The 25,155-nt window shown below is 48.7% G+C and carries 21 protein-coding genes, 15 tRNA genes and 2 rRNA genes; 2 read left to right on the top strand and 36 right to left on the bottom strand.

All coding sequences use genetic code 11. The features are described 5' to 3' along the window. Positions 1-20 precede the first annotated feature (20 nt). The 18 genes from RS891_RS26715 to RS891_RS26800 form a co-directional block, all read right to left on the bottom strand. Positions 21-99, bottom strand: a tRNA-Leu gene (locus RS891_RS26715). Between the two features lie 25 nt (positions 100-124). Beyond that, positions 125-198 (bottom strand) — tRNA-Cys (locus RS891_RS26720). Between the two features lie 6 nt (positions 199-204). Beyond that, a tRNA-Gly gene (locus RS891_RS26725) sits at positions 205-279 on the bottom strand. A gap of 4 nt (positions 280-283) precedes the next feature. Then, a tRNA-Gln gene (locus RS891_RS26730) sits at positions 284-358 on the bottom strand. A gap of 12 nt (positions 359-370) precedes the next feature. Next, a tRNA-His gene (locus tag RS891_RS26735) sits at positions 371-443 on the bottom strand. A gap of 29 nt (positions 444-472) precedes the next feature. Further along, positions 473-546, bottom strand: a tRNA-Trp gene (locus RS891_RS26740). A gap of 6 nt (positions 547-552) precedes the next feature. Next, a tRNA-Tyr gene (locus RS891_RS26745) sits at positions 553-638 on the bottom strand. Between the two features lie 5 nt (positions 639-643). After that, positions 644-719 (bottom strand) — tRNA-Thr (locus tag RS891_RS26750). Positions 720-737: 18 nt separating this feature from the next. Beyond that, positions 738-813: transfer RNA gene (locus RS891_RS26755), tRNA-Phe, on the bottom strand. A 95-nt stretch (positions 814-908) separates the two neighbouring features. Then, positions 909-986, bottom strand: a tRNA-Asp gene (locus RS891_RS26760). A gap of 27 nt (positions 987-1,013) precedes the next feature. Beyond that, positions 1,014-1,087 (bottom strand) — tRNA-Met (locus RS891_RS26765). A 19-nt stretch (positions 1,088-1,106) separates the two neighbouring features. Next, positions 1,107-1,182: transfer RNA gene (locus RS891_RS26770), tRNA-Val, on the bottom strand. Between the two features lie 68 nt (positions 1,183-1,250). Beyond that, positions 1,251-1,322 (bottom strand) — tRNA-Glu (locus RS891_RS26775). A gap of 6 nt (positions 1,323-1,328) precedes the next feature. Further along, positions 1,329-1,420 (bottom strand) — tRNA-Ser (locus tag RS891_RS26780). Between the two features lie 3 nt (positions 1,421-1,423). Next, positions 1,424-1,499 (bottom strand) — tRNA-Asn (locus RS891_RS26785). 68 nt (positions 1,500-1,567) lie between these two features. Next, positions 1,568-4,493, bottom strand: a 23S ribosomal RNA gene (locus RS891_RS26790). A 312-nt stretch (positions 4,494-4,805) separates the two neighbouring features. After that, positions 4,806-6,357: ribosomal RNA gene (locus tag RS891_RS26795) — 16S ribosomal RNA — on the bottom strand. Together the 16S and 23S rRNA genes with 15 tRNA genes alongside form the textbook arrangement of a ribosomal RNA operon. A gap of 509 nt (positions 6,358-6,866) precedes the next feature. Then, positions 6,867-7,748, bottom strand: a complete 882-nt coding sequence (locus tag RS891_RS26800; protein WP_258530781.1) for a nucleotidyltransferase-like protein — start codon at positions 7,746-7,748, stop codon at positions 6,867-6,869. Between the two features lie 122 nt (positions 7,749-7,870). Between RS891_RS26800 and RS891_RS26805 the strand changes: the two genes are divergently transcribed. Continuing rightward, positions 7,871-8,275, top strand: a complete 405-nt coding sequence (locus RS891_RS26805) for a YgzB family protein (protein ID WP_113055359.1) — start codon at positions 7,871-7,873, stop codon at positions 8,273-8,275. A gap of 136 nt (positions 8,276-8,411) precedes the next feature. Here the strand turns inward: RS891_RS26805 and RS891_RS26810 are convergent, their stop codons facing one another. The 17 genes from RS891_RS26810 to RS891_RS26890 form a co-directional block, all read right to left on the bottom strand. Beyond that, positions 8,412-10,145, bottom strand: a complete 1,734-nt coding sequence (locus RS891_RS26810; RefSeq protein WP_315793645.1) for a glycosyl hydrolase family 18 protein — start codon at positions 10,143-10,145, stop codon at positions 8,412-8,414. 136 nt (positions 10,146-10,281) lie between these two features. After that, on the bottom strand, positions 10,282-10,704 hold the full coding sequence (perR, locus tag RS891_RS26815; RefSeq protein ID WP_024631328.1) for a peroxide-responsive transcriptional repressor PerR: 423 nt from the start codon (positions 10,702-10,704) through the stop codon (positions 10,282-10,284). A gap of 175 nt (positions 10,705-10,879) precedes the next feature. Then, positions 10,880-12,280 (bottom strand): DUF4097 family beta strand repeat-containing protein, encoded by a 1,401-nt coding sequence (locus tag RS891_RS26820; protein ID WP_315793646.1) that lies wholly within the window; start codon positions 12,278-12,280, stop codon positions 10,880-10,882. Between the two features lie 26 nt (positions 12,281-12,306). Then, a complete protein-coding gene (locus tag RS891_RS26825) occupies positions 12,307-12,900 on the bottom strand; it encodes a hypothetical protein (protein WP_315793647.1) in 594 nt (197 codons plus the stop codon). 144 nt (positions 12,901-13,044) lie between these two features. Next, entirely contained in the window at positions 13,045-13,755 is a 711-nt protein-coding gene (locus RS891_RS26830) for an MgtC/SapB family protein (protein ID WP_113055363.1), read from the bottom strand. Positions 13,756-13,788: 33 nt separating this feature from the next. Beyond that, positions 13,789-14,253 carry a GNAT family N-acetyltransferase gene (locus RS891_RS26835; RefSeq protein ID WP_113055364.1) on the bottom strand — a complete coding sequence of 155 codons (465 nt, stop codon included), beginning with the start codon at positions 14,251-14,253 and terminating at the stop codon, positions 13,789-13,791. 120 nt (positions 14,254-14,373) lie between these two features. Next, the gene (gene gatB / locus RS891_RS26840; protein ID WP_113055365.1) at positions 14,374-15,813 is read right to left on the bottom strand and encodes an Asp-tRNA(Asn)/Glu-tRNA(Gln) amidotransferase subunit GatB; all 1,440 of its coding nucleotides are present in this window, start codon (positions 15,811-15,813) and stop codon (positions 14,374-14,376) included. Between the two features lie 26 nt (positions 15,814-15,839). Then, a complete protein-coding gene (gene gatA / locus RS891_RS26845; protein ID WP_315793648.1) occupies positions 15,840-17,297 on the bottom strand; it encodes an Asp-tRNA(Asn)/Glu-tRNA(Gln) amidotransferase subunit GatA in 1,458 nt (485 codons plus the stop codon). Positions 17,298-17,324: 27 nt separating this feature from the next. Then, entirely contained in the window at positions 17,325-17,612 is a 288-nt protein-coding gene (gene gatC, locus RS891_RS26850) for an Asp-tRNA(Asn)/Glu-tRNA(Gln) amidotransferase subunit GatC (protein ID WP_315793649.1), read from the bottom strand. A gap of 302 nt (positions 17,613-17,914) precedes the next feature. Then, positions 17,915-18,298 (bottom strand): hypothetical protein, encoded by a 384-nt coding sequence (locus RS891_RS26855; RefSeq protein ID WP_024631336.1) that lies wholly within the window; start codon positions 18,296-18,298, stop codon positions 17,915-17,917. 129 nt (positions 18,299-18,427) lie between these two features. After that, a complete protein-coding gene (locus RS891_RS26860; protein WP_113055367.1) occupies positions 18,428-18,661 on the bottom strand; it encodes a hypothetical protein in 234 nt (77 codons plus the stop codon). Then, complete coding sequence (locus RS891_RS26865) at positions 18,654-18,989, bottom strand: YxlC family protein (RefSeq protein ID WP_315793650.1); 336 nt, start codon at positions 18,987-18,989, stop codon at positions 18,654-18,656. The genes RS891_RS26860 and RS891_RS26865 overlap by 8 nt, the downstream gene beginning before the upstream one ends. A 2-nt stretch (positions 18,990-18,991) precedes the next feature. Beyond that, a complete protein-coding gene (gene sigY / locus RS891_RS26870) occupies positions 18,992-19,519 on the bottom strand; it encodes an RNA polymerase sigma factor SigY (RefSeq protein WP_113055490.1) in 528 nt (175 codons plus the stop codon). Between the two features lie 107 nt (positions 19,520-19,626). After that, positions 19,627-19,878, bottom strand: a complete 252-nt coding sequence (locus RS891_RS26875) for a hypothetical protein (RefSeq protein WP_146752156.1) — start codon at positions 19,876-19,878, stop codon at positions 19,627-19,629. Positions 19,879-20,222: 344 nt separating this feature from the next. After that, positions 20,223-20,855: an MBL fold metallo-hydrolase gene (locus RS891_RS26880; protein ID WP_315793651.1), complete on the bottom strand. Its 633-nt coding sequence runs from the start codon at positions 20,853-20,855 to the stop codon at positions 20,223-20,225. 6 nt (positions 20,856-20,861) lie between these two features. Continuing rightward, the gene (locus RS891_RS26885; RefSeq protein ID WP_113055371.1) at positions 20,862-21,431 is read right to left on the bottom strand and encodes a thioredoxin family protein; all 570 of its coding nucleotides are present in this window, start codon (positions 21,429-21,431) and stop codon (positions 20,862-20,864) included. A 2-nt stretch (positions 21,432-21,433) separates the two neighbouring features. Next, on the bottom strand, positions 21,434-22,048 hold the full coding sequence (locus RS891_RS26890; RefSeq protein WP_113055372.1) for an undecaprenyl phosphate transporter UptA: 615 nt from the start codon (positions 22,046-22,048) through the stop codon (positions 21,434-21,436). Between the two features lie 160 nt (positions 22,049-22,208). On the opposite strand from RS891_RS26890, the gene RS891_RS26895 reads away from it, so the two are divergent. Further along, on the top strand, positions 22,209-22,556 hold the full coding sequence (locus RS891_RS26895) for a dehydrogenase (protein ID WP_090904732.1): 348 nt from the start codon (positions 22,209-22,211) through the stop codon (positions 22,554-22,556). Between the two features lie 187 nt (positions 22,557-22,743). Here the strand turns inward: RS891_RS26895 and RS891_RS26900 are convergent, their stop codons facing one another. Beyond that, the gene (locus tag RS891_RS26900) at positions 22,744-24,918 is read right to left on the bottom strand and encodes an O-antigen ligase family protein (RefSeq protein ID WP_315793652.1); all 2,175 of its coding nucleotides are present in this window, start codon (positions 24,916-24,918) and stop codon (positions 22,744-22,746) included. Positions 24,919-25,155: the final 237 nt, after the last annotated feature.

The following is a 25,155-nucleotide window of genomic DNA, read 5'->3' on the forward strand; positions in this document are numbered from 1 at the left end:
CTTTTTCTTACTTGCTTGAATACCGGCGAGAGGACTCGAACCTCCACGGTTTCCCACTCGATTTTGAGTCGAGCGCGTCTGCCATTCCGCCACGCCGGCATATGATGTTTTTATAAAAATATACTGGAGGCGCCACCCAGATTCGAACTGGGGATAAAGCTTTTGCAGAGCTGTGCCTTACCACTTGGCTATGGCGCCATATTTTGGAGCGGACGACGGGAATCGAACCCGCGACCCTCGCCTTGGCAAGGCGATGCTCTACCGCTGAGCCACGTCCGCATAATGGCTGGGGATATAGGATTTGAACCTATGCATGACGGAGTCAAAGTCCGTTGCCTTACCGCTTGGCTAATCCCCAAAAAAACAAAGGGGCGATCGAGGGGAATTGAACCCCCGAATGCCGGATCCACAAACCGGTGCGTTAACCACTTCGCCACGATCGCCATAATACAATATGTTCTTGAAAGTTAATTGGCAGGGGCAGCAGGAATTGAACCCACACCAACGGTTTTGGAGACCGTTGTTCTACCTTTAAACTATGCCCCTAAAAACTGGTGGAGGATGATGGATTCGAACCACCGAACCCGTACGGGAGCAGATTTACAGTCTGATGCGTTTGGCCACTTCGCTAATCCTCCATAAGTGGTGCCGGCGAGAGGACTTGAACCCCCAACCTACTGATTACAAGTCAGTTGCTCTACCAGTTGAGCTACACCGGCGTATTAAGTTGTGATAAATGGTGGCTCGGGACGGAATCGAACCGCCGACACGAGGATTTTCAGTCCTCTGCTCTACCGACTGAGCTACCGAGCCACAATAAAGTTAATTCTGAAACGTTGCACTTTATCTAGGGCGTTCGGTGCCATATAGCAGATTTAGTGAACAGCTTCCTCATGTAAAGATTAAAATGGCGGAACCGACGGGATTCGAACCCGCGATCTCCTGCGTGACAGGCAGGCATGTTAGGCCAACTACACCACGGTTCCAGATCACTTTCTTCATAGAAAGTATAATTGCGGGGGCAGGATTTGAACCTGCGGCCTTCGGGTTATGAGCCCGACGAGCTACCGGGCTGCTCCACCCCGCGTCGTAATTTAAAAGTTATATGGTGGAGGCTGAGGGGATCGAACCCCCGACCCTCTGCTTGTAAGGCAGATGCTCTCCCAGCTGAGCTAAGCCTCCGAACAACACATTTATGATCTTATCATAAAACTGCTGTGTAAATCAACTTCTTTTTTTGAAGTTAGATATGACCCGTAGGGGATTCGAACCCCTGTTACCTCCGTGAAAGGGAGGTGTCTTAACCCCTTGACCAACGGGCCTTGCTATGGCGGAGAGAGAGGGATTCGAACCCTCGAGACGCTTGTGGCGCCTACACGATTTCCAATCGTGCTCCTTCGGCCAACTCGGACACCTCTCCATATGGCTCCCCGAACAGGGCTCGAACCTGTGACAACTCGATTAACAGTCGAGTGCTCTACCAACTGAGCTATCAGGGAATAATGCTTCAGAGATCATTCTCTGAAAACTAGATCCGAAACGAAATTTGCGATTCATAACCTGCATATTGGATAAGCCCTCGACCGATTAGTACTGGTCAGCTCCATGCATTGCTGCACTTCCACCCCCAGCCTATCTACCTCGTCGTCTTCAAGGGGTCTTACATACTGGGAAATCTCATCTTGAGGGGGGCTTCACGCTTAGATGCTTTCAGCGCTTATCCCGTCCGTACATAGCTACCCAGCGGTGCTCCTGGCGGAACAACTGGTACACCAGCGGTACGTCCATCCCGGTCCTCTCGTACTAAGGACAGCTCCTCTCAAATTTCCTACGCCCACGACAGATAGGGACCGAACTGTCTCACGACGTTCTGAACCCAGCTCGCGTACCGCTTTAATGGGCGAACAGCCCAACCCTTGGGACCTACTTCAGCCCCAGGATGCGATGAGCCGACATCGAGGTGCCAAACCTCCCCGTCGATGTGGACTCTTGGGGGAGATAAGCCTGTTATCCCCAGGGTAGCTTTTATCCGTTGAGCGATGGCCCTTCCATGCGGTACCACCGGATCACTAAGCCCGACTTTCGTCCCTGCTCGACTTGTAGGTCTCGCAGTCAAGCTCCCTTATGCCTTTGCACTCTTCGAATGATTTCCAACCATTCTGAGGGAACCTTTGGGCGCCTCCGTTACTCTTTAGGAGGCGACCGCCCCAGTCAAACTGCCCACCTGACACTGTCCCCGCACCGGATTACGGTACCAGGTTAGAACCTAGATACGATCAGGGTGGTATCCCAACGGTGCCTCCACAGAAGCTTGCGCTCCTGCTTCAAAGGCTCCCACCTATCCTGTACAGATCGTACCCAAATTCAATATCAAGCTGCAGTAAAGCTCCATGGGGTCTTTCCGTCTTGTCGCGGGTAACCTGCATCTTCACAGGTATTAAAATTTCACCGGATCTCTCGTTGAGACAGCGCCCAAGTCGTTACGCCATTCGTGCGGGTCAGAATTTACCTGACAAGGAATTTCGCTACCTTAGGACCGTTATAGTTACGGCCGCCGTTTACTGGGGCTTCGGTTCACAGCTTCGGATTGCTCCTAACCGCTCCCCTTAACCTTCCAGCACCGGGCAGGCGTCAGCCCGTATACTTCGCCTTACGGCTTCGCACAGACCTGTGTTTTTGCTAAACAGTCGCTTGGGCCTTTTCACTGCGGCCCCCTCGTGCTATTCACACTACCGGGGCACCCCTTCTCCCGAAGTTACGGGGTCATTTTGCCGAGTTCCTTAACGAGAGTTCTTCCGCGCGCCTTAGAATTCTCTTCTCGCCTACCTGTGTCGGTTTGCGGTACGGGCACCATCACCTGGCTAGAGGCTTTTCTTGGCAGTGTGAGATCATGACCTTCGCTACTATAATTTTCGCTCCCCATTACAGCCCAGCCTTACGATGTGCGGATTTGCCTACACATCAGCCTCACTGCTTAGACGGACATCCATCAGTCCGCGTCACTACCCTGCTGCGTCCCCCCATTGCTCATAACGGCTTACGGTGGTACAGGAATTTCGACCTGTTGTCCTTCGACTACGCCTTTCGGCCTCGCCTTAGGTCCCGACTTACCCTGAGCGGACGAGCCTTCCTCAGGAACCCTTAGGCTTTCGGCGGATCAGATTCTCACTGATCTTTTCGTTACTCATACCGGCATTCTCACTTGTATAATGTCCAGCGCTCCTTACGGTACACCTTCAACCCTTATACAACGCTCCCCTACCCCTGATGCAAAGCATCAAGCCATAGCTTCGGTGGTGTGTTTAGCCCCGTTACATTTTCGGCGCAGAGTCACTCGACCAGTGAGCTATTACGCACTCTTTCAATGGTGGCTGCTTCTAAGCCAACATCCTGGTTGTCTGTGCAACTCCACATCCTTTCCCACTTAACACACACTTGGGGACCTTAGCTGATGGTCTGGGCTGTTTCCCTTTTGACAATGGATCTTAGCACTCACTGTCTGACTCCCGGAAGTAAGTCTATGGCATTCGGAGTTTGACTGAGCTTGGTAACCCTTGCGGGCCCCGCACCCAATCAGTGCTCTACCTCCACGACTCTGTTTTCCGAGGCTAGCCCTAAAGCTATTTCGGGGAGAACCAGCTATCTCCGAGTTCGATTGGAATTTCTCCGCTACCCCCACCTCATCCCCGCACTTTTCAACGTGCGTGGGTTCGGGCCTCCAGTGCGTGTTACCGCACCTTCACCCTGGACAGGGGTAGATCACCCGGTTTCGGGTCTACGTCCACGTACTATGTCGCCCTATTCAGACTCGCTTTCGCTGCGGCTCCGGCTCTTCACCTTAACCTTGCACGGGAACGTAACTCGCCGGTTCATTCTACAAAAGGCACGCCATCACCCCTAAAACGGGCTCTGACTTTTTGTAAGCACACGGTTTCAGGTTCTATTTCACTCCCCTTCCGGGGTGCTTTTCACCTTTCCCTCACGGTACTGCTTCACTATCGGTCGCTAGGAAGTATTTAGCCTTGGCAGATGGTCCTGCCGGATTCATACGGGGTTTCACGTGCCCCGCACTACTCGGGATACATCTCGGAGAGAGCAGACTTTCAACTACAGGGCTTTTACCTTCTTTGGCGGGCCTTTCCAGACCTCTTCGTTTAACCGGCTCCTTTGTAACTCCATGTGAGATGTCCCACAACCCCAAAGAGCAAGCTCTCTGGTTTGGACTTCTCCGCGTTCGCTCGCCGCTACTGACGGAATCACTATTGTTTTCTCTTCCTCAGGGTACTTAGATGTTTCAGTTCCCCTGGTATGCCTCTACATAACCTATGTATTCAGTTATGAGTAACTGGAAATTACCCCAGCTGGGTTTCCCCATTCGGACACCCCCGGATCAAAGCTTGCTTACAGCTCCCCGAGGCAGTTTCGTTGTTCGCCACGTCCTTCATCGGCTCCTAGCGCCTAGGCATCCTCCGTGTGCTCTTAGTAGCTTAACCATAATTGCTCCGGTTTCGACTGCTCGCTTCCCTTGTTTTGCTTACGCAAAGCCAAAAGTCGCTCCCATTCGATACCATCGCAATGCAGTTTTCACTATTTATTGAAACTTGTTTAACACAAGTTCAGCTTAAAAAGGAATGTTCTAAATCGCAAAATTTCGTTTCGATATCTAGTTTTCAAAGAACAAGCTCCATGCAAAAGCAAGCTGTTTGAGAGTTTGAGCTCTCAAAACTGAGCAACGAGTGAGTAACTAGCCGACCTGTCTAGATTTTGTATTTGAATGTTTCCACTCGGGAAACGATTCTCCATAGAAAGGAGGTGATCCAGCCGCACCTTCCGATACGGCTACCTTGTTACGACTTCACCCCAATCATCTATCCCACCTTCGGCGGCTGGCTCCTTGCGGTTACCCCACCGACTTCGGGTGTTATAAACTCTCGTGGTGTGACGGGCGGTGTGTACAAGACCCGGGAACGTATTCACCGCGGCATGCTGATCCGCGATTACTAGCAATTCCGACTTCATGCAGGCGAGTTGCAGCCTGCAATCCGAACTGAGACCGGCTTTTTAGGATTCGTTCCACCTCGCGGCTTCACAGCCCGTTGTACCGGCCATTGTAGTACGTGTGTAGCCCAGGTCATAAGGGGCATGATGATTTGACGTCATCCCCACCTTCCTCCGGTTTGTCACCGGCAGTCACCTTAGAGTGCCCACCCGAAGTGCTGGCAACTAAGATCAAGGGTTGCGCTCGTTGCGGGACTTAACCCAACATCTCACGACACGAGCTGACGACAACCATGCACCACCTGTCTCCTCTGTCCCGAAGGAAAGATACATCTCTGTACCGGTCAGAGGGATGTCAAGACCTGGTAAGGTTCTTCGCGTTGCTTCGAATTAAACCACATACTCCACTGCTTGTGCGGGTCCCCGTCAATTCCTTTGAGTTTCAGTCTTGCGACCGTACTCCCCAGGCGGAGTGCTTAATGTGTTAACTTCGGCACCAAGGGTATCGAAACCCCTAACACCTAGCACTCATCGTTTACGGCGTGGACTACCAGGGTATCTAATCCTGTTTGCTCCCCACGCTTTCGCGCCTCAGCGTCAGTTACAGCCCAGAGAGTCGCCTTCGCCACTGGTGTTCCTCCACATATCTACGCATTTCACCGCTACACGTGGAATTCCACTCTCCTCTTCTGCACTCAAGTCACCCAGTTTCCAGTGCGATCCGGGGTTGAGCCCCGGGATTAAACACCAGACTTAAATGACCGCCTGCGCGCGCTTTACGCCCAATAATTCCGGACAACGCTTGCCCCCTACGTATTACCGCGGCTGCTGGCACGTAGTTAGCCGGGGCTTTCTTCTCAGGTACCGTCACCTTGAGAGCAGTTACTCTCCCAAGCGTTCTTCCCTGGCAACAGAGCTTTACGATCCGAAAACCTTCATCACTCACGCGGCATTGCTCCGTCAGGCTTTCGCCCATTGCGGAAGATTCCCTACTGCTGCCTCCCGTAGGAGTCTGGGCCGTGTCTCAGTCCCAGTGTGGCCGATCACCCTCTCAGGTCGGCTACGCATCGTCGCCTTGGTGAGCCGTTACCCCACCAACTAGCTAATGCGCCGCAGGCCCATCCCCAAGTGACAGATTGCTCCGTCTTTCCAGTTCTCTTCAGGAGAAGAAAACAACTATTCGGTATTAGCTACCGTTTCCGGTAGTTGTCCCAAGCTTGAGGGCAGGTTGCCTACGTGTTACTCACCCGTCCGCCGCTAACTATCAGAGAAGCAAGCTTCTCATCAAGTCCGCTCGACTTGCATGTATTAGGCATGCCGCCAGCGTTCGTCCTGAGCCAGGATCAAACTCTCCAATAAAGATGAATTTCAGCAGCGTGGTTAGACGCTATGAAAATCATCGGTGGTATTGAAAAGAGCGATAAGCTCATTTTGAAACTGACGAGATTAAAAATCTCATTTATTTCGCTTCCAAATCATACAGTCCGAAGACTTGTACCAATTTCTCAGCGTCGATCTTGCAAGCAAGATCGTTACTCACTCGTTGTTCAGTTTTCAAAGATCAAACTCGATTTGTGTTACTCTTTTTCGTCTCAACCGCGTTTTCGGCGGCGACTTAAATAATGTATCACATTTCGTTTGTTTTCGTCAAGAACTTTTTTTGATTTCTTTTTTGAGGCTTTCGTTCTTCACTATTTCCTTTGCAGAATTTATCATTTGTTGACGATAAGCTCGTTTGAGGAACGAAATATAATGTATCATATTTCCTGAATAAGAGTCAACCTCTTTTTATAAATTATTAAACAAACAAAAAAGGAAGGTTTCCCCTCCTACTTCATAAGCCATGTATCAGCAGACTTCACGGGTAACTACGCCTCAATCCAATAGCGGATTTCTCGTCCATCTCCTCCTATAAAGGATGGCCATCCTGCCGATTCTTTTACTATAGAACGAAACACCAGTTTGCGAAGGATAAGAGGCAAATCCTCCCGTACAAATCTCAACTGTGGATGATGAACAAGTTCATCCATACTCCACGGTTCTCTTCGACTTCCAAGCACACGCAGAAGCAAGCCTGAGCAATCACTCATTTTGGACATCACTGAGAATTCACAAGCAAGCAGCACAAGCTCGACTCTCTGTTCCAGCGTCTCTGAACTTACTGTAAGCTCCTGATAGAGCTTCCACAAGGCGCGATCCAAACTCTGCACATGTGTCCAGACGGCATGATCCGGGTAGATCCCCTGTTCAATAAGTACAATTCTAGCCCAGTTCCCCAGAGCTTCTAGCACATTGTAATAAGCATCAACCACATGTCCCTCTTGAATGTAACGTTTGGCTTCCACATACATTCTCAAAAAACTGGCGAATTCATGCAGCAGCTTTTGCTCACGTAATTCAGTTCCAAAAGCAGACAGTTCCTCACGTAAATTGCTTAAGGCATTATCCGCTTCCCAAATAATTTCACCTTCAATCAGGCACTGCATGATGTTATTGTTATCCCCCGTAATTACACTGCTCTGCAGTTCAGGTCGGCTGACATAGATCATTTGATAACGAAGATCACCATATTTGTAGTGTCCAACCTTGGAGATTAACTGGTCTGTATTATGAACGACAAGTACGAGCAATTCAAAATCCTGGATTAGGGAGCCGTGGAATCGATCTCCCGGGTGGGAATAAGCGATAGCCCCAACTGCCCCTGTCTCTTCCGACTGTTCGGACAAAAAAGCAAGGTTCTTTAGTTCCACGATTCCCTCCATACAATTCATGGCAGATAAGCGCCAAGTCAGTTATAATGTAATTCTACATGCAGACTGAAGTTTCCTTCTTATCCAGGTCCGATACTACTCATACGATAGGAGCATTTTTCATGATTTTTAAATCAGCAAAAATTAATGCTTTTCGCACTTGGGGACTACTACTTACCATGCTAGGCATGGGCCTAATGGTACTGGGAACTGCCGGAATTGTGTTCTGGGGACACGCGGGCAAAGTATTTGCCGCTGTGGGACTCGTCATCGGCCTGATTGCCATGATGGCTAGTCTGGCCATTTATTTCTGGGCTGGTATGCTATCCACAAGCGCTGTACAAGTTGACTGTCCGGAATGTGGCAAGTTAACCAAAATGCTCGGCAAGACGGATCGTTGTATGTTTTGTCATACCATCCTTACCCTGGACCCTAATCAGGCCAATACAACCAGTCCACAACTGAAAGCGCATTCCACATCTCCATCCCCTTCCGACACAGATCATGGCATGAGTTCCAACAGCTAAGATGCTCTTTTTCATCAAAGCCCAGAGACAGAAAAAAGGCCCGGTATCTTCACCGGACCTTTTTTTGAATTTCAGAAAGACATTAAATTAGTTAATTAATTAATTAATATATAAGTTCAATAGAGTTATTTCATGTTTATTTCGAATACCCTGCTTGTTTTAACGTCTCCCATGCCGATACATTAGCGAAGCTTCGATTCCATGCAGCTACTCCACCCAATTTCAACGAAGCAACCAAATCAACACGTGCCTGAAGCGAAACGGCATCTTCTATCCAAATTTTCTTAGTAGCCCCATCTTCGGAATATTCCACATAATTCTGTCCGCTTTGTTTATCCAGAACAGGTTTAAGTTTCTTATCCTTGATCAGGTCTGTGATGGTGTTCATGCCTACTGCTTTGGAGGACACCTTCACTTCTCCTTGATCATTGGTCTCTTCCGTCCAGATTCGAGTATATAGCGGCACAGCCATAATCAATTTCTTCGATGGTACTTCATCCTCTTCCAGGATCCTTCTCATAGAAGACTCCGTCCAAGGAAGCGAAGCAACCGAACCGGCCTTTGGACTCGCAGCCCAGTGCTCGTCATACGCCATAACGACAATATAATCGGCAAAAGAGCCTAACGAGCGGCGATCCAGAAAAGCGGACCACATCTCACTGTTCGATTTCGGTGTTACATCAACCGAGAGCATCAAGCCATGAATGCGAGCCATCGCCTTGATTTCGCGGACAAATTGAGTGATATTCGGTCCATCGTCTGTATAGACATTCTCAAAGTCTATGTTAATGCCATCTAAATGGTAGGTCTGTGCATACTCCAGCATCTGCTCAATAATATGCGTACGTGTCTTATATGAGGCTACGGCTTCTTTCGTAATATCCGGATCAAAGCTGTTATCCATCAAGCCCCACACTTCCATGCCGGAACGGTGAGCCCAGTTAACGTATGCTTTGTCCCCTTTGCTTTTTACGCCGCCTTGTCCATCTGTAATATGGAACCACGTGGGACTGACCACGTTGACTCCAGGCATCTTGCCAATCGAAGACACATCAGGCTGTCGATTGTATACGGCTTCCCAAACCAGGTTGACCGGTTTATTCTGCCACTTTTTCTCCGCCGCGGTCAGGGTGAATTTGGGCTTGTCCAGTTCCTTTTTCTCCGTAAGAGTGACATACTTATTAGCCACGTATCCGGCATAACCATTATCCAACTGAACAAAGCTCTGGTCATCACCAGTCTGCCATACCCTTACTCGTGCGTCCTGCTCCATATCGGCAATAATGGGAGAAGAAGATTCTCCCCCGCGCTTGTACAATGGAACCGTTTTGTCCGCCTTGGAAGACAATGTATTAATCTCCGCATACTGAATGGTGTCACCTCCACGCATCAGCAGCACCGCACCCGTTGTAGCATCTTCTTGTATAGCTATTCCATACACTTCTTTCAATGGTTTGAGCGGAATATAAGCTTCTCCGCCAACCACCTCCGGTTTAACCGTCATGGGATAATCTCGATGATTAAGTTCCGCCTTCGAACTGCCTTCCTTCATATGGAGTACTCGCTGCGGTGTTGCAATTATGATATCTCCTGTGTCAGCTTCATAGCGTATTCCGGAATCGATCGCCTCTTGCAGCACTGATACAGGCAACTTAAGCTGATCTCCCGTTCCTGAGGCTTCACCATCCATCAGCTGTCCGTCCACAAAAATAGGTTGATTCATGCCAATCCAGTCGGGGTCTTCGTGAATCTGATTAAGCCAAACATTCGTTATTAGCCAATAAGCACCACCTGCGACAACACAGGCAGCTAAAAATCCAGGCCAGAACGAGCGGCGCTTCTGACGTGTATATCTGCTTTTTCTACTCAAACGTCTACCTCCGTTAATCATGCTGAATCATGAAATAGCTAATTTGCTGAGACTATATACATTCTATCGTCCTAAAAACAAAAAACGTGAAGAATCCAAACTGAATTCTGCACGTTAATATTGTAATTCAACTCTCTTAATCCCTGCAACTTTTACAAACTCCATATACTTCCAATCGGTGACCATGTACTTCAAATCCTGTACTTGACTCCGCCTGGAGCTCCACGCTCTTTAAAGAAGGATAACTGAAGTCTTCAATTTTGCCGCATTTATCACAAATAACATGGTAATGATCCGTCACATTGGCATCGAAGCGGCTTGAATTATCTCCGTATGTCAATTCCCTAACCATGCCGGCTTCCAGAAACATCTTCAAATTGTTATATACAGTCGCCACGCTCATACTGGGAAACTGGGGTTCAAGCGCACGGTAAATTTCATCGGCTGTTGGATGCCCCATGGATTCCATCAGATAGTTCAATATGGCATGACGCTGGGGTGTAATACGGACACCGGTCGTTTTCAGATGCTCCAACGCATGTTGGACACGTGTTGCCATAAAACCCACCGCCTTACCTTTCATTACTCTGCAGAGACAGAATGTATGATCACATGTGCTCTTCATTCAGAGTTGATCCTCGGCTGGAACAACGACTATACATTTTCCCTGCCGTGTAACCTTGCCAGTTTATATTTATTGTACGGCGATTGCAAGTTTATTGTCAACGCGTCAGTCAGGGAACTTCGGACGTTTGGTCTTGGGAATTCTGTCCGTCTTCGGACATTTGTTCCAAGTTATCATCCGTATTTTCCGGATCCAGCGAATTCGTTCCAACAGGAGGCACTGCAGGATTACGATCAATAGTGAGGTCGCTGTTTCCCTCAACTTTAACCGTATATTCTCCTTCACCAAGCTGACCCTCAATCGTTTTATTCTTCACTTTAAACGGCAGATCCGTTTGCAGATCTCCATAACTGCTGGAACCACTGAGACTATAATCCCCCCGCTCCGGAATCAAAATGTTAATAGCACCTACAGCGCTATAAACGTCCCAGTCACCGCCTACTTTGGCGGATACAATACTTATACTGCCATTGAGGGATTGAGCTTTAACTGCCAAACTTGCGCCGTCTACACTGATATTTCCGTTTCGGGTATCCGCCGTGATCTCTCCGACGGAGTCCGTGATGTTAATACTTCCGACTTGTGTAGTCAGGTTCACATTTCCAGAAACCCCACGGGCCTTCATGTCTCCTCGATTACTGTTCAAGTCCACATTTCCGATCGCATTTGCCACAACGACATCACCATTCAGCGTTTTACCCGAAATATCACCTACTGCATTCGTAATTCGAATTCGTCCATTTCCTGTCTCAGCCAAAATGGTACTAATAGCTTCCGGACGATTCAACAATATGGCTCCATTGGACGTTCGAATATCGAGATTGAAACGACGATCATCGGGGATCGTTATGGTGATATTCATCCGCGGCTGTGTTTTCTCGTTCTCTCCATACGTTTTGCCTGTAGTCTTGATATGAATCACTTTTGTACCGTCTGCCTCAACAAAGGAAGCGTCCGCCACTGCTTTGGCCTGTACTTCAGTTGTCTGATCCACCCAAACTACCGTGCGCACTTCAATCTCTTCCGTGTCCCCCCGCTGTACCGAGATATCCCCGTTCACGCCCTCAACAACTAGGTCCGACGTATCCATACCTACAGGCACCCGAATCGTGCCCTTATCTTCCATATATCCAGCTGCCTGACTGTAGTCCATGGATGCAGCCCCCAGATTGAGACTCACCCTGTTCCACAAATGCATATAGTGATCCTGCTCTGAAACGATAAATACAGAAGCCGTCAGGACAAGGGACGTCAGGATGCCCTTAGCATCGGGTCTGAAACGCATTTTAATTTTCTCACCCTGGTTGTTTGCATCTACATTCCCTCTTCGACGTGTCACTAAGAACAACAGTATGTATTCCACACCTAACACAACGAGCAAGAGGGGCCACCAATCGACCATCTCATATACATAGTCCGTTCCCCACCGTTTATCCAAAATCAACAGCACACCGACAGCTACGATTAAGGCGGCAGCCGTATAGCGGCCGACCCGGACTTTACGGTTCATGGCTATCCCTCCTTGAATAGTTCACACTAGATTTTCTTCTTGCGAAGCATGACCCAGATTTCCCGTCCGAATAGGATTAGTCCTCCTGTGATCATCAGAACAGCAAATGTATATCCGCCATACACAGCGATTAGCTCTTTAAACCAACGTGGTTTGCGAAAGAACAATACCAGCAGCGACCCTCCTACAATCAGAAGCAGTCCAAACGAAATGCCTCTCTCCCACACCATCATAGCTTCCCCTGCAGAACGTTCGTTAGGGATGGGCTTGTCCGAGCTATTGTGCGTAACCGCTCTTCTCCTGCGCATCATCACCCAGTCCGCAGATTGCAATACGTCGAATACATTGTAAAAGTAAATCACCGGAATAAACAATGCCAGCAGGATAAGCAATGGTACATTGATCTGTATTCCAATAGTTGAGAAATACAAAAGTGCTGACAGGTCCAGAAGCACAAGCATCATGAAAGTCAGACCTCTCATGTATAGCCGGAGATAAATATGGCCCAGACCCGGAATAACCGCACTTAGTAACCCGGCAATAAACTTGTGGGTCCGATTGCGGACAGGTTTTCCACGCTTTCCGCTGGAATTATTGTTCGACTGACGTTTCCGTTTCATAAACGACTCCTTTCTTCCGGGGATGTTCCCGCTCTTCATGCATTTGGTTAGATAGTACCCTAAAGAGCCAGGAGAGTAACTGGAAGAAATATGGTTATGAGCAAAAACCCTCCGACACTAAAGGCCTCAGAGGGTTTAATTCAATTATTCGACTGACACTTTCGTTACATGTTCCCACTGTCTTAACTTGGATACAAGCTGCACTGCACTGAACTCATGAGGCATGTAGACATGCAACACAATTTCAATTTTGCGTTCAACCGATATCATCTCTGCATAAGCCAAATCCTGTTCATTAACCGTTATTTTACGGATTTTGATCTTCTCCTGCTCCATAAATGAAGATACCTGTTCCAGAAAACCGGGCTCAGACAAGGTATGAAGGGTAACCACATGCAGTTTGTTTCCACGGATATACCTAAGCTCCAACTTATTGAATACCCAGAGGTTAAGTAATACCAAGACTGTTGACACGATGGAGGCAAAAAAGAATCCCGCGCCTGTTGCCAGTCCGATGGCTGCGACAACCCAAATGGAAGCTGCTGTTGTCAGTCCGGTAATCGACTTGCCGGTAAAAAGAATCGTACCCGCTCCGAGAAAACCTACGCCAGTAATAACGGCTGTAGCCAGACGGGCCGGATCAATCCTTACGTTTAATTCATTTGCAAAATCTTTAAAACCATAAACAGATAACATCATAATTAGTGCAGATCCAAGACATACCAGAATATGGGTACGCAGACCGGCAGCATGATTGGAACGCTCCCGCTCTAGACCTACAAGCCCTCCAAGCAGCATAGCCAGTAATAATCGTAATAAAATGTGCCACTCATCTATGAACCAGGGATTGCCCAAAGCCGGTACTCCTCCTCCAAGTTGTTCACATCATTAATCTTTATTCTTATGAAATGTCGTTAATTCCACTCCTGGTGCAATCTGCACAACTTCCACGGGTTTAAATCCGAATTTGGTATACAATTTCACGGCTGGCTGGTTCAACGTTCCTGTGGAAACGATATAACGCGGAAGATCCGGATACTGTTCAAATACATGTGTCATCAACGCAGCAGCAATTCCTTTACGAAAATGATCAGGGTGCACCATCATTCGTGTGATCGTTAGCGTGTTGATCTCTTCCTCATCCACTGCAACCGCACCAAGCAATTCACCATCCGTGTCCAAGTAGCCATAGAAGGTCTCCCCACAGTTCTGCAGCGTCTCCATCGTATCCATCAAAGGCGGAATCTCCTGAAATCCGATGATTTCGGCCTCGAGCCGATAAGCTACATGCTGCAGTCGCCAGAGCTGCCCTACTGTCTCCAGATCACTCAATGACAAAGATTGAATCTTCATAACCTACCTCATCTCCTTTGTATGTCACTGAATCCCGGACAATGCAATCAAACTTATGCCCCTAACAAAAAGAGGCTGTCACAGGGACGAGCCTCTTTCTGTCCGGCCTCACCGGATGGATTAGCGGTTCAGTACATCTGTAAGCAGTTGATTGGCTAGTCCCGGATTGGCTTTGCCTTTGCTTTCTTTCATGACTTGTCCAACGAGGAAGCCAATAGCCTTCTGCTTACCAGCCTTGTAATCTTCCACGGATTGCGGGTTGTTCGCAACAACCTGCTCCACAATGGCGAGAATGGCACCTGAGTCACTAATCTGAACCAGACCTTTCTCTTCGACAATTTGCTGTGGAAGCTTGCCGCTCTCGAGCATTTCCTTAAATACTGTTTTGGCGATTTTACTGTTAATTGTACCTTTTTCGAGCAGTCCAATCATCTCACCCAGACCTTGGCCAGTCAGTGGTACCTGAGTCAATTCAAGGTTGCTGGTATTCAAATAACCAAGCAAATCACCCATAATCCAGTTGGATACGGCTTTGGCATCCTTGGTGTATTTCAGACTGTCTTCAAAAAGATCAGCGACGGCTTTGGAAGAGGTAATAACCTCCGCATCATAATTAGGCAGTCCATAATCAGCGGTATAACGGGCTTTACGCTCGTCAGGAAGCTCCGGTATGGAAGCTTTGATCCGTTCTTTCCAGGCTGAATCAATATGCAGCTTCACCAAGTCCGGATCTGGGAAATAACGATAGTCATGCGCCTGCTCTTTACCACGCATCGACAATGTTTTCCCTTGAGCCTCATCCCAGCGACGAGTTTCCTGAACTACTTCGCCGCCATCGTCCAAAATTTCCGCTTGGCGATACTGTTCATATTCCAGACCACGTTGAACGCCCCGGAAGGAGTTCATGTTTTTCAGTTCGGCTCTCGTTCCCAGCTTCTCCTGTCCATGCGGACGCAAACTAATGTTGGCATCACAACGCAGTGAGCCTTCTTCCATCTTCACGTCGGATACATCACAGTACTGCATGATCGCACGCAATTTCTCCAGATATGCACGTGCTTCCTCCGGAGAAGAAATCTCCGGCTCGGACACAATCTCTACCAACGGAGTACCAACACGGTTGAAATCGACCAATGAAGCATAGCCGCCATCCACGTGGGTAAGCTTCCCTGCATCTTCTTCCAGATGAAGACGCGTAATGCCAATTCGCTTTGTTTCACCGTTGACCTCGATATCTATCCAGCCGTTCTCACCAATCGGTTGATCGAATTGTGAGATCTGATAAGCCTTCGGAGAATCGGGATAGAAGTAGTTTTTGCGGTCAAACTTGCTGACATCAGCAATGGTACAGTTAAGGGCCATGGCCGCTTTCATCGCATAATCTACAGCTTGACGATTCAACACAGGCAATACGCCTGGATGTCCGAGACAGACCGGACAAGTATGTGTATTGGGCGGAGCTCCAAAGGCAGTGGAGCAGCCGCAAAAGATTTTGGAGTTTGTATGCAACTCGACATGGACTTCAAGTCCAACGACCGTTTCATATTTAGATGCGGACATTTCTATATTCCTCCGTTCCGGGCAGTCTACAGCTGCGGACGCTGCTTGTGGAATTCCGTATTTTGTTCAAACGCATGCGCTACGCGCAGTACGGTCGTTTCATCAAAGGCTTTACCGATAATCTGCATACCAACAGGCAGTCCGTCCGAGAATCCGCAAGGGATGCTAACTGCAGGTACACCAGCCAGGCTGACAGGGATAGTCAGAATATCATTGAGATACATCGTAAGTGGGTCATCGACCTGGGAACCGAGTTTAAATGCCGTTGTTGGCGCAGTTGGCCCAATGATGACATCATATTTGGCAAATACGTCGTCGAAATCCTGTTTGATCAACGTACGCACTTTTTGGGCTTTCAAATAATACGCATCGTAGTAACCTGAACTGAGCGCATAGGTTCCAAGCATGATGCGTCGTTTCACTTCGGGACCAAAACCTTGACTGCGAGACTGGTGATACAGATCCAGCAAGTTCTCCGGATTGTCTGCACGAACACCATAACGCACACCGTCAAAACGAGCCAGGTTCGAAGAAGCCTCCGAGGAAGCGAGAAGATAATACGTAGCTACCGCATATTCGGTATGCGGAAGGGATACTTCTTCCCATGTTGCGCCGAGTCCTTCGAGGACTTTCAGGGCAGACAGGACGGTTTCTTTAACTTGAGGATCAACGCCTTCACCAATGTATTCCTTCGGAACAGCAATGCGAAGTCCTTTGACATCCCCGGTCAGTCCACTCAAGTAATCCGGGATATCCACTCTCGCGGATGTCGAATCTTTGGCGTCATAGCCAGCAATGGCTTGCAGCACATAGGCAGAGTCCTCGACATTTTTCGTCAAAGGTCCAATTTGATCCAGGGAAGATGCGAATGCAACCAGACCAAAGCGGGAAACGAGTCCGTAGGTAGGTTTAAAACCGACAACACCGCAATAGGAAGCAGGCTGTCTGATGGAGCCCCCTGTATCTGATCCCAATGTGAAATAAGCTTCTCCTGCCGCAACAGCCGCAGCAGATCCACCACTAGAACCGCCTGGAACACGATCGAGTGCCCAAGGGTTACGTACCGGATAGAAACTTGAATTTTCATTGGAGCCGCCCATGGCGAATTCGTCCATGTTCAGCTTCCCGATCGTCACGGTATCCGCCGCTTTCAGCTTCTCGACAACCGTTGCATCATACACCGGGTCGAAATTGCGCAAAAACTGGCTGCCGCATGTTGTGCGCAGTCCGTTCGTAACGATGTTGTCCTTAATGCCGACAGGCAGACCGAAAAGCAAACCCTTCTCCTCACCGCTGACAAGACGATCATCGAGTTGACGTGCACGTGCACGCGCCTGCTCTTCATCCAGTGCCAGATAAGCCTTAACCTTCTCATCCCGTTCACCAATGTTCTGATATGCCTGATTCACCAGATCGCTGACCGACAGCTCCTTGGCGTGCAGCTTGTTATGTATCTCCGGCAACGATTGTTCAAATAAACTCACGTAATTCGTCCTCCTTCCGGTTATCCGTTATTCCATTACAGCAGGCACTTTGAATTGCCCGTCTTCTTCATCTGGTGCATTGCGCATGACCTGTTCAATCGACAGACTTTCCTTCGTCTCATCTTCACGCATCACATTGCTGACGTGCAGCACGTGAGTGGTTGGCTCAATGTTCTCTGTAACCAGTTCATTCAGCTTCTCAGCATATTTTAAAATCGCGTTCAGCTGTCCTGTCAGGGTCTGCTCTTCTTCAGCAGTCAAATTAAGCCGGGCCAGCTTGGCCACATGCTGAACGTCATTATTCGAAATACTCATTTCCGGATGCCTCCTTCATTCGTTCTAATTCCTGAAACCGCCGAAAACGAATCGTCCGTTTAACGGGCTAAAGTCCCAAGATAACTTTTTTCATTATAGGTGAGATAGTTCGACAATTCAATGCAAATGACCCGAGTTACCGAATATGCAAAATAACCCCAAACGATAGAGTCTTCCCTTAGACACATTTTGAAACCTAATCAACTGAATTTTTACACGCATAACTAGGATAATGAGGGCTTTAACGTTCAGACTTTCTAATCTAATCAAAAAAGAGCCGGCATCAGCCGACTCTTCAAATTTTAAATCCATGCACGCAGGTTAACCTGCTTTATAAAATCCGCCTGTGACATAACATCGTTCGCGGTTTCCTCTTCCTCTTCCACAGCTTGAAAATCTCCGTTCATCAGATGATGAAACAGTTTCTCATTGTGTGTCGCAAGGGCGTAATCTATCAACGCTTCTCGCTCGACCCGCTCAGCTTCCTGCTTCAGCAGAACCTCTTCTAGATCGACGTCGCCGGATGGAACAAAAAAGTTCCGATTCACCTGCGGCACTCGAAGCACGTAATCGAACGCATTGTCCGGATTCCGGTCATAAGCGATGATGAAACCATATTCCCCCACAGGAAGATTCTGCTCAAACGCATCCGCGACGATGACAACCTTCTCTCCTAATCGCAGCATCGTCTAACCTCCTGGTAGTCTATCTTTTTATTATTTGTATAGTCTACTAGAAAAGAATAGCGATGTCTACGATTACTAGAATTAAACAAAACATTTGTGCAAAATCTTTTTTCCAAACCGTAAACTCTATCATTTGTCCGATGTTCGCTTAGGAGGTCTGCGATCTGCTCGCACCACAATGAACCAATATATGATCAAAGGTGTTGGAAATCCGGTGATGCCCCACAATCCCCATAACCAGGGGAAACGGCCACGCCTGCGTGCATCCTGAAAGATCCATGTTCCCTGTATTAGCAAAAGAACGGCAATCAGAATAAGCCATACGAGTGGAATCTCATTTAAAGAATAATGCAGATCATTCATAATGAGTCTCCTTCCGGCGTCGCCCTGACCAGATTATTGCCACGGCAATCGCTGCGCACAAGTTAATCGCCTGGATACCCAAATATAGAGCTGGAGCCGAATGGAACAGCAAGACACCAAAAGCGATAATGAACAGCCCCACAATCCAGAACAAAATCATTTCAATCCGATTGGCTCGTCGTTTCATTTGTTTTCGTTCCTTAACTTGGGCTTCAATGGAGGCTAAGGAAGGAGTGTTTACAGGCTCATACGCATCATCGAGCACTTTCATCTGTTGTTGCATTCGCATCAGAATCTCTTGTTCATCCTGTTCCTCAGATCTGCTCATGCTCAACCCAGCTCCTTTCTCAATTGACGAAGACCATAGGCAGTTCGAGACTTCGCCGTTCCGGATGGAATACCTAGCATTTCACCAATTTCATCATAGCCATAACCATAATAATGCTTCAGCAGGACGGCAATACGATGTTCTGGGGTTAACCTTGTCATGGCATCCATGACATCTGTCCATTCTTCATTCCGGCTCTCAAATTGCCACCGCAATTTCCGTACAGCCTGATTACGAATTGCTTCCAGCCAAATCTGTTCTCTTCGTCTGCGCCTAGTCTTGTCGATATATATACGGGTGGCAATCGTAATCATCCATGACGAAAAGGCAGACGAGCCATCGTATCTATGAATATTTTCCATACATCGAATCATCGTATCCTGCACTGTCTCCTCAGCAACGTTGGGGTCCATCGTTACTTTGACAAGATACTTATACACAAAGGCGTAGTGACGTTGCAGCAGTTCTGCCAGTGCACTGTCATCCCCCTGTATCGCTCTCTGTACCTCTTCCAGTTCGGCTGCCTCCATCTGAATCATCACCTGCTCTCCGCTCAGTCTTATGTTATTACGACAGGCTCTGCAAAAACGTTCAATTCAATCCAAAAAAAATCTGAAGCCGACAATTTCCCGGGCAATCAGACTTCATTTCGGTAATCTTGCAGTTTGTCGAACCACGGTTGGTTGCGAGCTCCACTGCTTAATAAATGACTTCTCCATATATTCTGCTGTTGATCCTTGATTGGATTCATCTCATTGTTCATGTAGTTATGTAGTTGAGGACGTTGGGTAACTGCTTCTATTCTGCCACTTTCCATTGCTCGACGGTTCTCTTCGATGATCAGGTTCTCGGCACGTTGTCCCAACTGAATCACTCGCTTTTTCTCCACTTCTAATTCCTCGCTCTCATTAGCTATTGTTTCATAATTCTTCCGACTCTTATCATCTCAATCTTATTATAATTCGACTTGCTAAATGGACTAGAACGATCTTCTGTAGATACTTGTCAACGATCTGTATGTAGGGCTAAACGGGGTGTAACTTTGATAAAAAAGTGGCTGAAAACAAAAAAAGAACGCAAACCGGGTATAGACCACAGTCTGCGTGCTTCGCAAGTTAGGGTGTTTCTTTGTACTGCTTCAGTTAGATGGTGCTTTAACGTTTGTAACAACTAATTGCTATTCTAATGAAAAAGTTGTCACTTGTCCAGACTTTCTTCACATAAATTGTCGGATCATCTTGCAGACACGTATGGATTGTTCTTCTTCTCATAACCGATTGTCGTTTTGGGACCATGACCTGGATACACCTTGACCTGATCCGAGAAGGTGTACAACTTGTTCTGGATTGAATCAATCAGATCCCGTTCACGGCCTCCGGTCAGATCCGTTCTGCCTACACCCATCCGGAACAGAACATCACCTGCAAACAGATCATCACCACATAGTAAACTTACACTGCCTGGTGAGTGTCCTGGTGTATGATACACTTTGAACGTATGGCCAATAAAGTTCAAAGTCTGTCCTTCATCCAAGGCATATTCAGCTGGATCTGTCGATAGCGGCGGGGTAGCCTGCGGCCAGTTCAAAGAACCATTCAATTTTGGCGTCGTGAGCCAATCGCTCTCCAAGTCATGCAAATAAACGGGACAACCTTTCAATTTGCGAATTTCATCCACGCCGCCCATATGATCAAAATGCGCGTGAGTAAGCAGAATCGCTTCGATCTCCAGGTCCTGAATGGCTTTGAGCAATGGGCCCGGATTCATTCCAGGGTCAATGATTACGGCTTTACCTGGATCATCGCCCTGCAACAGATACGCATTGGTCTGGAGCGGACCCAAAGAAAATGTACGAATGTTAAGCATATCGGCTCAGTAACCCGAAATCAGTTCACGCAACTCACGAATAATAGCTGCATTTGACTCCGTTCCTTCCCCATAACGTTTACCAATCTCTTGACGTGCAACAGCCAAATTATCCTGATAATCTGCTGCTTCACGGTCTGGGTTGAGACGTTTAAATTCAACCATAACTTCCTGCACATGTTGCGGGCGAGGTCCCCATTGACCCAGTACATGTCCGCCCGTATCTGCAAAAATAACGACAGGGACAGAGCGTCCGCCCATCGTAAGGAACTCATCCATCACTTCAGGGTGATTTTCCAAAATAAGAACTTCTGTCGGAATCCCGGAGATTTCCAGCGCCTGGAATACGACCGGAACATTACGTACCACGTCGCCACACCAGTCAGCAGCCAAAATTAACACACGCAAATCATCGCGGTGATTCAAGCTTTCGAAAAATTCACGATCATCCTCGCTTGGCCATGCAAAGCTGTCATAGTTTGCCTGAAACTCACTTTGGTTCTTCGTCATGCTCTCAATGAATTCTTTCGGTGGCAGACCTTTACCGAATTTGTGAGACAAGTTTGGTTTTCCCATAACTAGACACTTCCCTTCTTTTTACGAGCATTCATCCATTTAATAAGTACATAAATAATCATAAGTGCGAGAGCAACGAGCAGAATCGGCATAATATAAGGTGCCGCTTTCTCGTTGATATGTTGCCATTGATCTCCAAGTATCATCCCTAAATATATAAACAATGCAGACCAAGGTATAACAGCGAGGGTTGTCAACAAAATAAATCGACCCGTATGCATTTTGGATATACCGGCAGGAATCGATATGGCATGTCTTACGACCGGAACAAAACGCGCCGTGAAAATGACACCCGTCCCATACTTGCGGAACCACTCTTCGGAATGGTCGATGTGCTTTTTCTGGATCAATATGTATTTTCCGTAGCGTTCAAGTACAGGTCTTCCGCCATAACGGCCAATCCAGTAAATAAATAGCTGGGCTATGACACCGCCCACGGTACCAAAAATCATTGCACCGAAAAAATTAATATGGCCTTGTGAAACGAGAAAACCTCCATATGCCAGTACAATTTCACTCGGAATAACTTCAAGCATTAGTCCAAGCATAATTCCAAAGTATCCAAGACTCTGAATCCAATCGAATAATTGATTGACAATGTTATGAATAACGTCCATCTCGACCCTCTTTCTTCATCCTGATTGGCAGTGCCCTTCCGCACCATGGATGTTCGTCCCTATTTTATCACAGGCCTGTAGCTGTTGCTACTTCACCCGTTTGGGGGAGTGTCCCGGAGGCAGTCCTTTGCATATGGTATCGGGAGAGGAGCGTGAGAAGATGTCATTCAAATCAGCACCCGGTACTCCCCCGGTCAAACATAATACCCCAGGCCAGAAACTGCCTTCTGCCCGAGGTATCCGAAGAGCGTGCAGCAAGGAGCTGTATCGAACAGCCAAAAAGCTAAAGGTATATATATCTCCCGAACTGATGAAGCAGGCGGAAGAATTGTATTACGGGAAGGTCATCGCCAATCTGCTCTGGATCGGAGAAAATCGGGATAACCGCAAAAAATTATGCGAGTGGTGGAACGCGGATGTCAGCGCTGAGATCGCAACTCTATGGGGTGTGGAGGTAGAACCGCTGCAAGCTGCCTTTAAGAATGCGTTTGGCGGATATCGCCTGTAGGTTGGGCGTACTGGACAGGTAGACGAACATCCTATGGTGCAGCATATTATTCGATGTTGTGTAACCTGAACTGAGGCGTAAAGCAATACTTTCGTTGGATCCATGCGAGATCGTTCATCACGTTATTTATTAAATCATTCTTTTCATGGTACTCGTTCACTTTAAGCGTTGGATAAAGGTGAGATATTCAGGGACTCTTTCTGGTCACTTCTGAAGCAAGTGGACCAAAAGCAAGGAGGCGTAGATTACCCCCATAACGCGATGCTTCTTCTTTAAGCTCAAAACGCCGATCATTTCTCTCCTCCCCTGCTGCCACTTCTTCCGCCAGTTGTCTATAACGTTCGTACATCCTTACTCCAGCAGCAGCGGTCTGCCTCCCTCGTTCAGCATACCCTGCCGCCAGTTCCCTCCGTGATGCCTGTTCCATCCAATACAGGGCTTGGGACTGGCTGGACGCGTCAAAGCGATTCAGGGCCAGGCCATGTTCAAAATAGTTCCCGGCCAGCTCTCCTCTACCCGATTGAGCTGCCAACCGCCCCAGCTCTCCGTAGAGTTGGGGTGAAACAGGAGAAAAGGACAAGCTCTGCACCAATATGGATTCAGCCTTTTCCACTTGAAGCGTACGGGACAGGGAGATGGCAATATCCGGTCTGTAGGGGTTGAACTTGTACGCCGCAGTAAGTAGCGCTTTACGCTCAGTATCTCCTGAATCTTTTGACATGGCTAGACGATATTGTTGTTCTGCCACCACCTGTTGTCCAGTAAGCCAAACTGTGCCGCCAAGCCAAAACATGACGAACAGTCCGGTTAATATCCGTTGAGGCCATGGGCTTAACGGACGGAGAAAACGAGACCGCTTTTTGTCAGCCGCGAATTCCTGTAGAGTTGCCGACGAGCGAGCCCAGCCCCCCAGCCAAATGAACATCATCCAAAGAAAGGTGAAGCTCCAGTCAAAGTCCATTGCGCCATGGAGGACAAAAACAATAACCGAGGGCAGCAAATGAGGTGCACGCCTCCACATCGTACGCAAGGTGGACAAGAACCATCCGGCGATGAGCAACAATCCGATCACGCCTGTATCGAGGGCGAGATCGAGGAAACCGTTATGTACTTCGCCTCCAACATAAGGCGAGGATTGGATGGCGCGAAACATGCTGCGCCATGTCTCTCCCCCGTGGCCCAGCCATGCGGCCTCGGTCCAGAGCTTCAGGGCATCCCGCCACATCTGAAGGCGGGACAGCCCTGTGCCGACACCTGCCGCCATGCGGTCGGCGGTGGAGGCCACGGCCACCGTGGCGGCGGTAATTCCCGCCAGCACGGTGGCCGTAAGGGCAGCAGCGCGCACACGAGCGCCGCTGTGCCACAAACGGCACAGCAGCAGCGTGCCGAGCAGCGCAGCTGCCCATGCCCCGGCCAGGGCCAGCAGGCCGGGCACGGGTGCAGGCGCCAGCTGGGCCGCAGCCAGCTGGCTGTAGAGCCAGGCCGCGCACGCCAGTGGCGCGGCCGTGGCCAGCAGCAGCAGCAGGCGGGCACCGCGCCGCTGCAAAGCGAAGGCGGCGACCGCGGCGCAGCCGGTCGCCAGCCAAGCGCCGCGCGACTCGCTCAGCAGCAGCGCGGCTTGCGCGGGCATTAGCGGCAGCACTGCCGCGATGAGGCGCCCGGCCGACAACGGCCGGGCCATAGCGCGCGCGGCTGCAGCCAGCCGCTCCAATGCGTACATGCCAACAATGGCACCGTACGCATTGGGGTACTGCAGCAATCCGCCGAGCCGGGCTCCGGCGGAGCTGATCTCAGGGTCAGCGGTTCGCATGACCCCATAAGGCAGCGGCAGCACACCGCACGCGGCAAGTACTCCGCTTAGCACCAGCAGGCCGCCTGCCCATTGCCAGCCGCAGGCAAACCATCGCGTTCCGTTCATGCGCGAGGCCAGCATGACGGTTAACAACGCAAAGATCGCCAGAAGGCTCCAGCGCAGCATCTCATCCAAGCTTCCCTGTACGTTGACAGGACCTATCCATACATGCAGACCAAACCAAACTGCCATAGCCAAGGGCCAAAGCATCCAGCGGGTATGAGCATGCTGCATAATGGCCTCGTATAGTCGTTTGAGGTAATTCGACCACTGAGCAATCCCTGACTGCCCTCTCGTCTTCGGTTCATTGAAGCACATAATAAACAAGACAAACCAAATAAGTACACTTCCTGATGCCACGAGTACCATGGGATATACGTCCGTAGCATAAAACAATCCCCTGCATAGACACCCTGCCAAGAGTAACGTCACTGCAATTAAACCAAGAATTGCCGTTAGTGCCGATTCTGAACTCCACTTAGTCTTCTCATCTAATTTCCCTCCCTTCATGCGCTCCTCTCCTTTCTCCCATCCCCATATTCTCCCAAATCAATTCCAAACAAAAAAAGACAGAAGCTCCCGATAGGGTCTTCTGCCTGATTACTTGCCTTTGGCACATTATATATATTTTCACGGGACCCTATTATCAGTATGTCCCGTCAACGGCGATGGCAGACGAACTGCATCGTTTCAAAGGATCAAGCAACTCGATCATGTATCATCCTTTTTGCCATCTGTCGTCAATCA

It is taken from the genome of Paenibacillus sp. BIC5C1 (genome assembly GCF_032399705.1).
Lineage (GTDB): Bacteria > Bacillota > Bacilli > Paenibacillales > Paenibacillaceae > Paenibacillus > Paenibacillus taichungensis_A.

Excerpts from the sequence above, each read along its gene's own strand:
- RS891_RS26855 (WP_024631336.1), bottom strand. The coding sequence starts at position 18,298 with ATGCTGCGATTAGGAGAGAAGGTTGTCATCGTCGCGGATGCGTTTGAG.
- RS891_RS26885 (WP_113055371.1), bottom strand. The coding sequence starts at position 21,431 with ATGGGAAAACCAAACTTGTCTCACAAATTCGGTAAAGGTCTGCCACCG.
- gatB (WP_113055365.1), bottom strand. The coding sequence starts at position 15,813 with ATGTCCGCATCTAAATATGAAACGGTCGTTGGACTTGAAGTCCATGTC.
- gatC (WP_315793649.1), bottom strand. The coding sequence starts at position 17,612 with ATGAGTATTTCGAATAATGACGTTCAGCATGTGGCCAAGCTGGCCCGG.
- RS891_RS26865 (WP_315793650.1), bottom strand. The coding sequence starts at position 18,989 with ATGAGCAGATCTGAGGAACAGGATGAACAAGAGATTCTGATGCGAATG.
- RS891_RS26835 (WP_113055364.1), bottom strand. The coding sequence starts at position 14,253 with ATGAAGATTCAATCTTTGTCATTGAGTGATCTGGAGACAGTAGGGCAG.
- RS891_RS26805 (WP_113055359.1), top strand. The coding sequence starts at position 7,871 with ATGATTTTTAAATCAGCAAAAATTAATGCTTTTCGCACTTGGGGACTA.
- RS891_RS26825 (WP_315793647.1), bottom strand. The coding sequence starts at position 12,900 with ATGAAACGGAAACGTCAGTCGAACAATAATTCCAGCGGAAAGCGTGGA.
- RS891_RS26880 (WP_315793651.1), bottom strand. The coding sequence starts at position 20,855 with ATGCTTAACATTCGTACATTTTCTTTGGGTCCGCTCCAGACCAATGCG.
- RS891_RS26895 (WP_090904732.1), top strand. The coding sequence starts at position 22,209 with ATGTCATTCAAATCAGCACCCGGTACTCCCCCGGTCAAACATAATACC.
- RS891_RS26900 (WP_315793652.1), bottom strand. The coding sequence starts at position 24,918 with ATGAAGGGAGGGAAATTAGATGAGAAGACTAAGTGGAGTTCAGAATCG.
- perR (WP_024631328.1), bottom strand. The coding sequence starts at position 10,704 with ATGGCAACACGTGTCCAACATGCGTTGGAGCATCTGAAAACGACCGGT.
- sigY (WP_113055490.1), bottom strand. The coding sequence starts at position 19,519 with ATGGAGGCAGCCGAACTGGAAGAGGTACAGAGAGCGATACAGGGGGAT.
- RS891_RS26890 (WP_113055372.1), bottom strand. The coding sequence starts at position 22,048 with ATGGACGTTATTCATAACATTGTCAATCAATTATTCGATTGGATTCAG.
- RS891_RS26820 (WP_315793646.1), bottom strand. The coding sequence starts at position 12,280 with ATGAACCGTAAAGTCCGGGTCGGCCGCTATACGGCTGCCGCCTTAATC.
- RS891_RS26860 (WP_113055367.1), bottom strand. The coding sequence starts at position 18,661 with ATGAATGATCTGCATTATTCTTTAAATGAGATTCCACTCGTATGGCTT.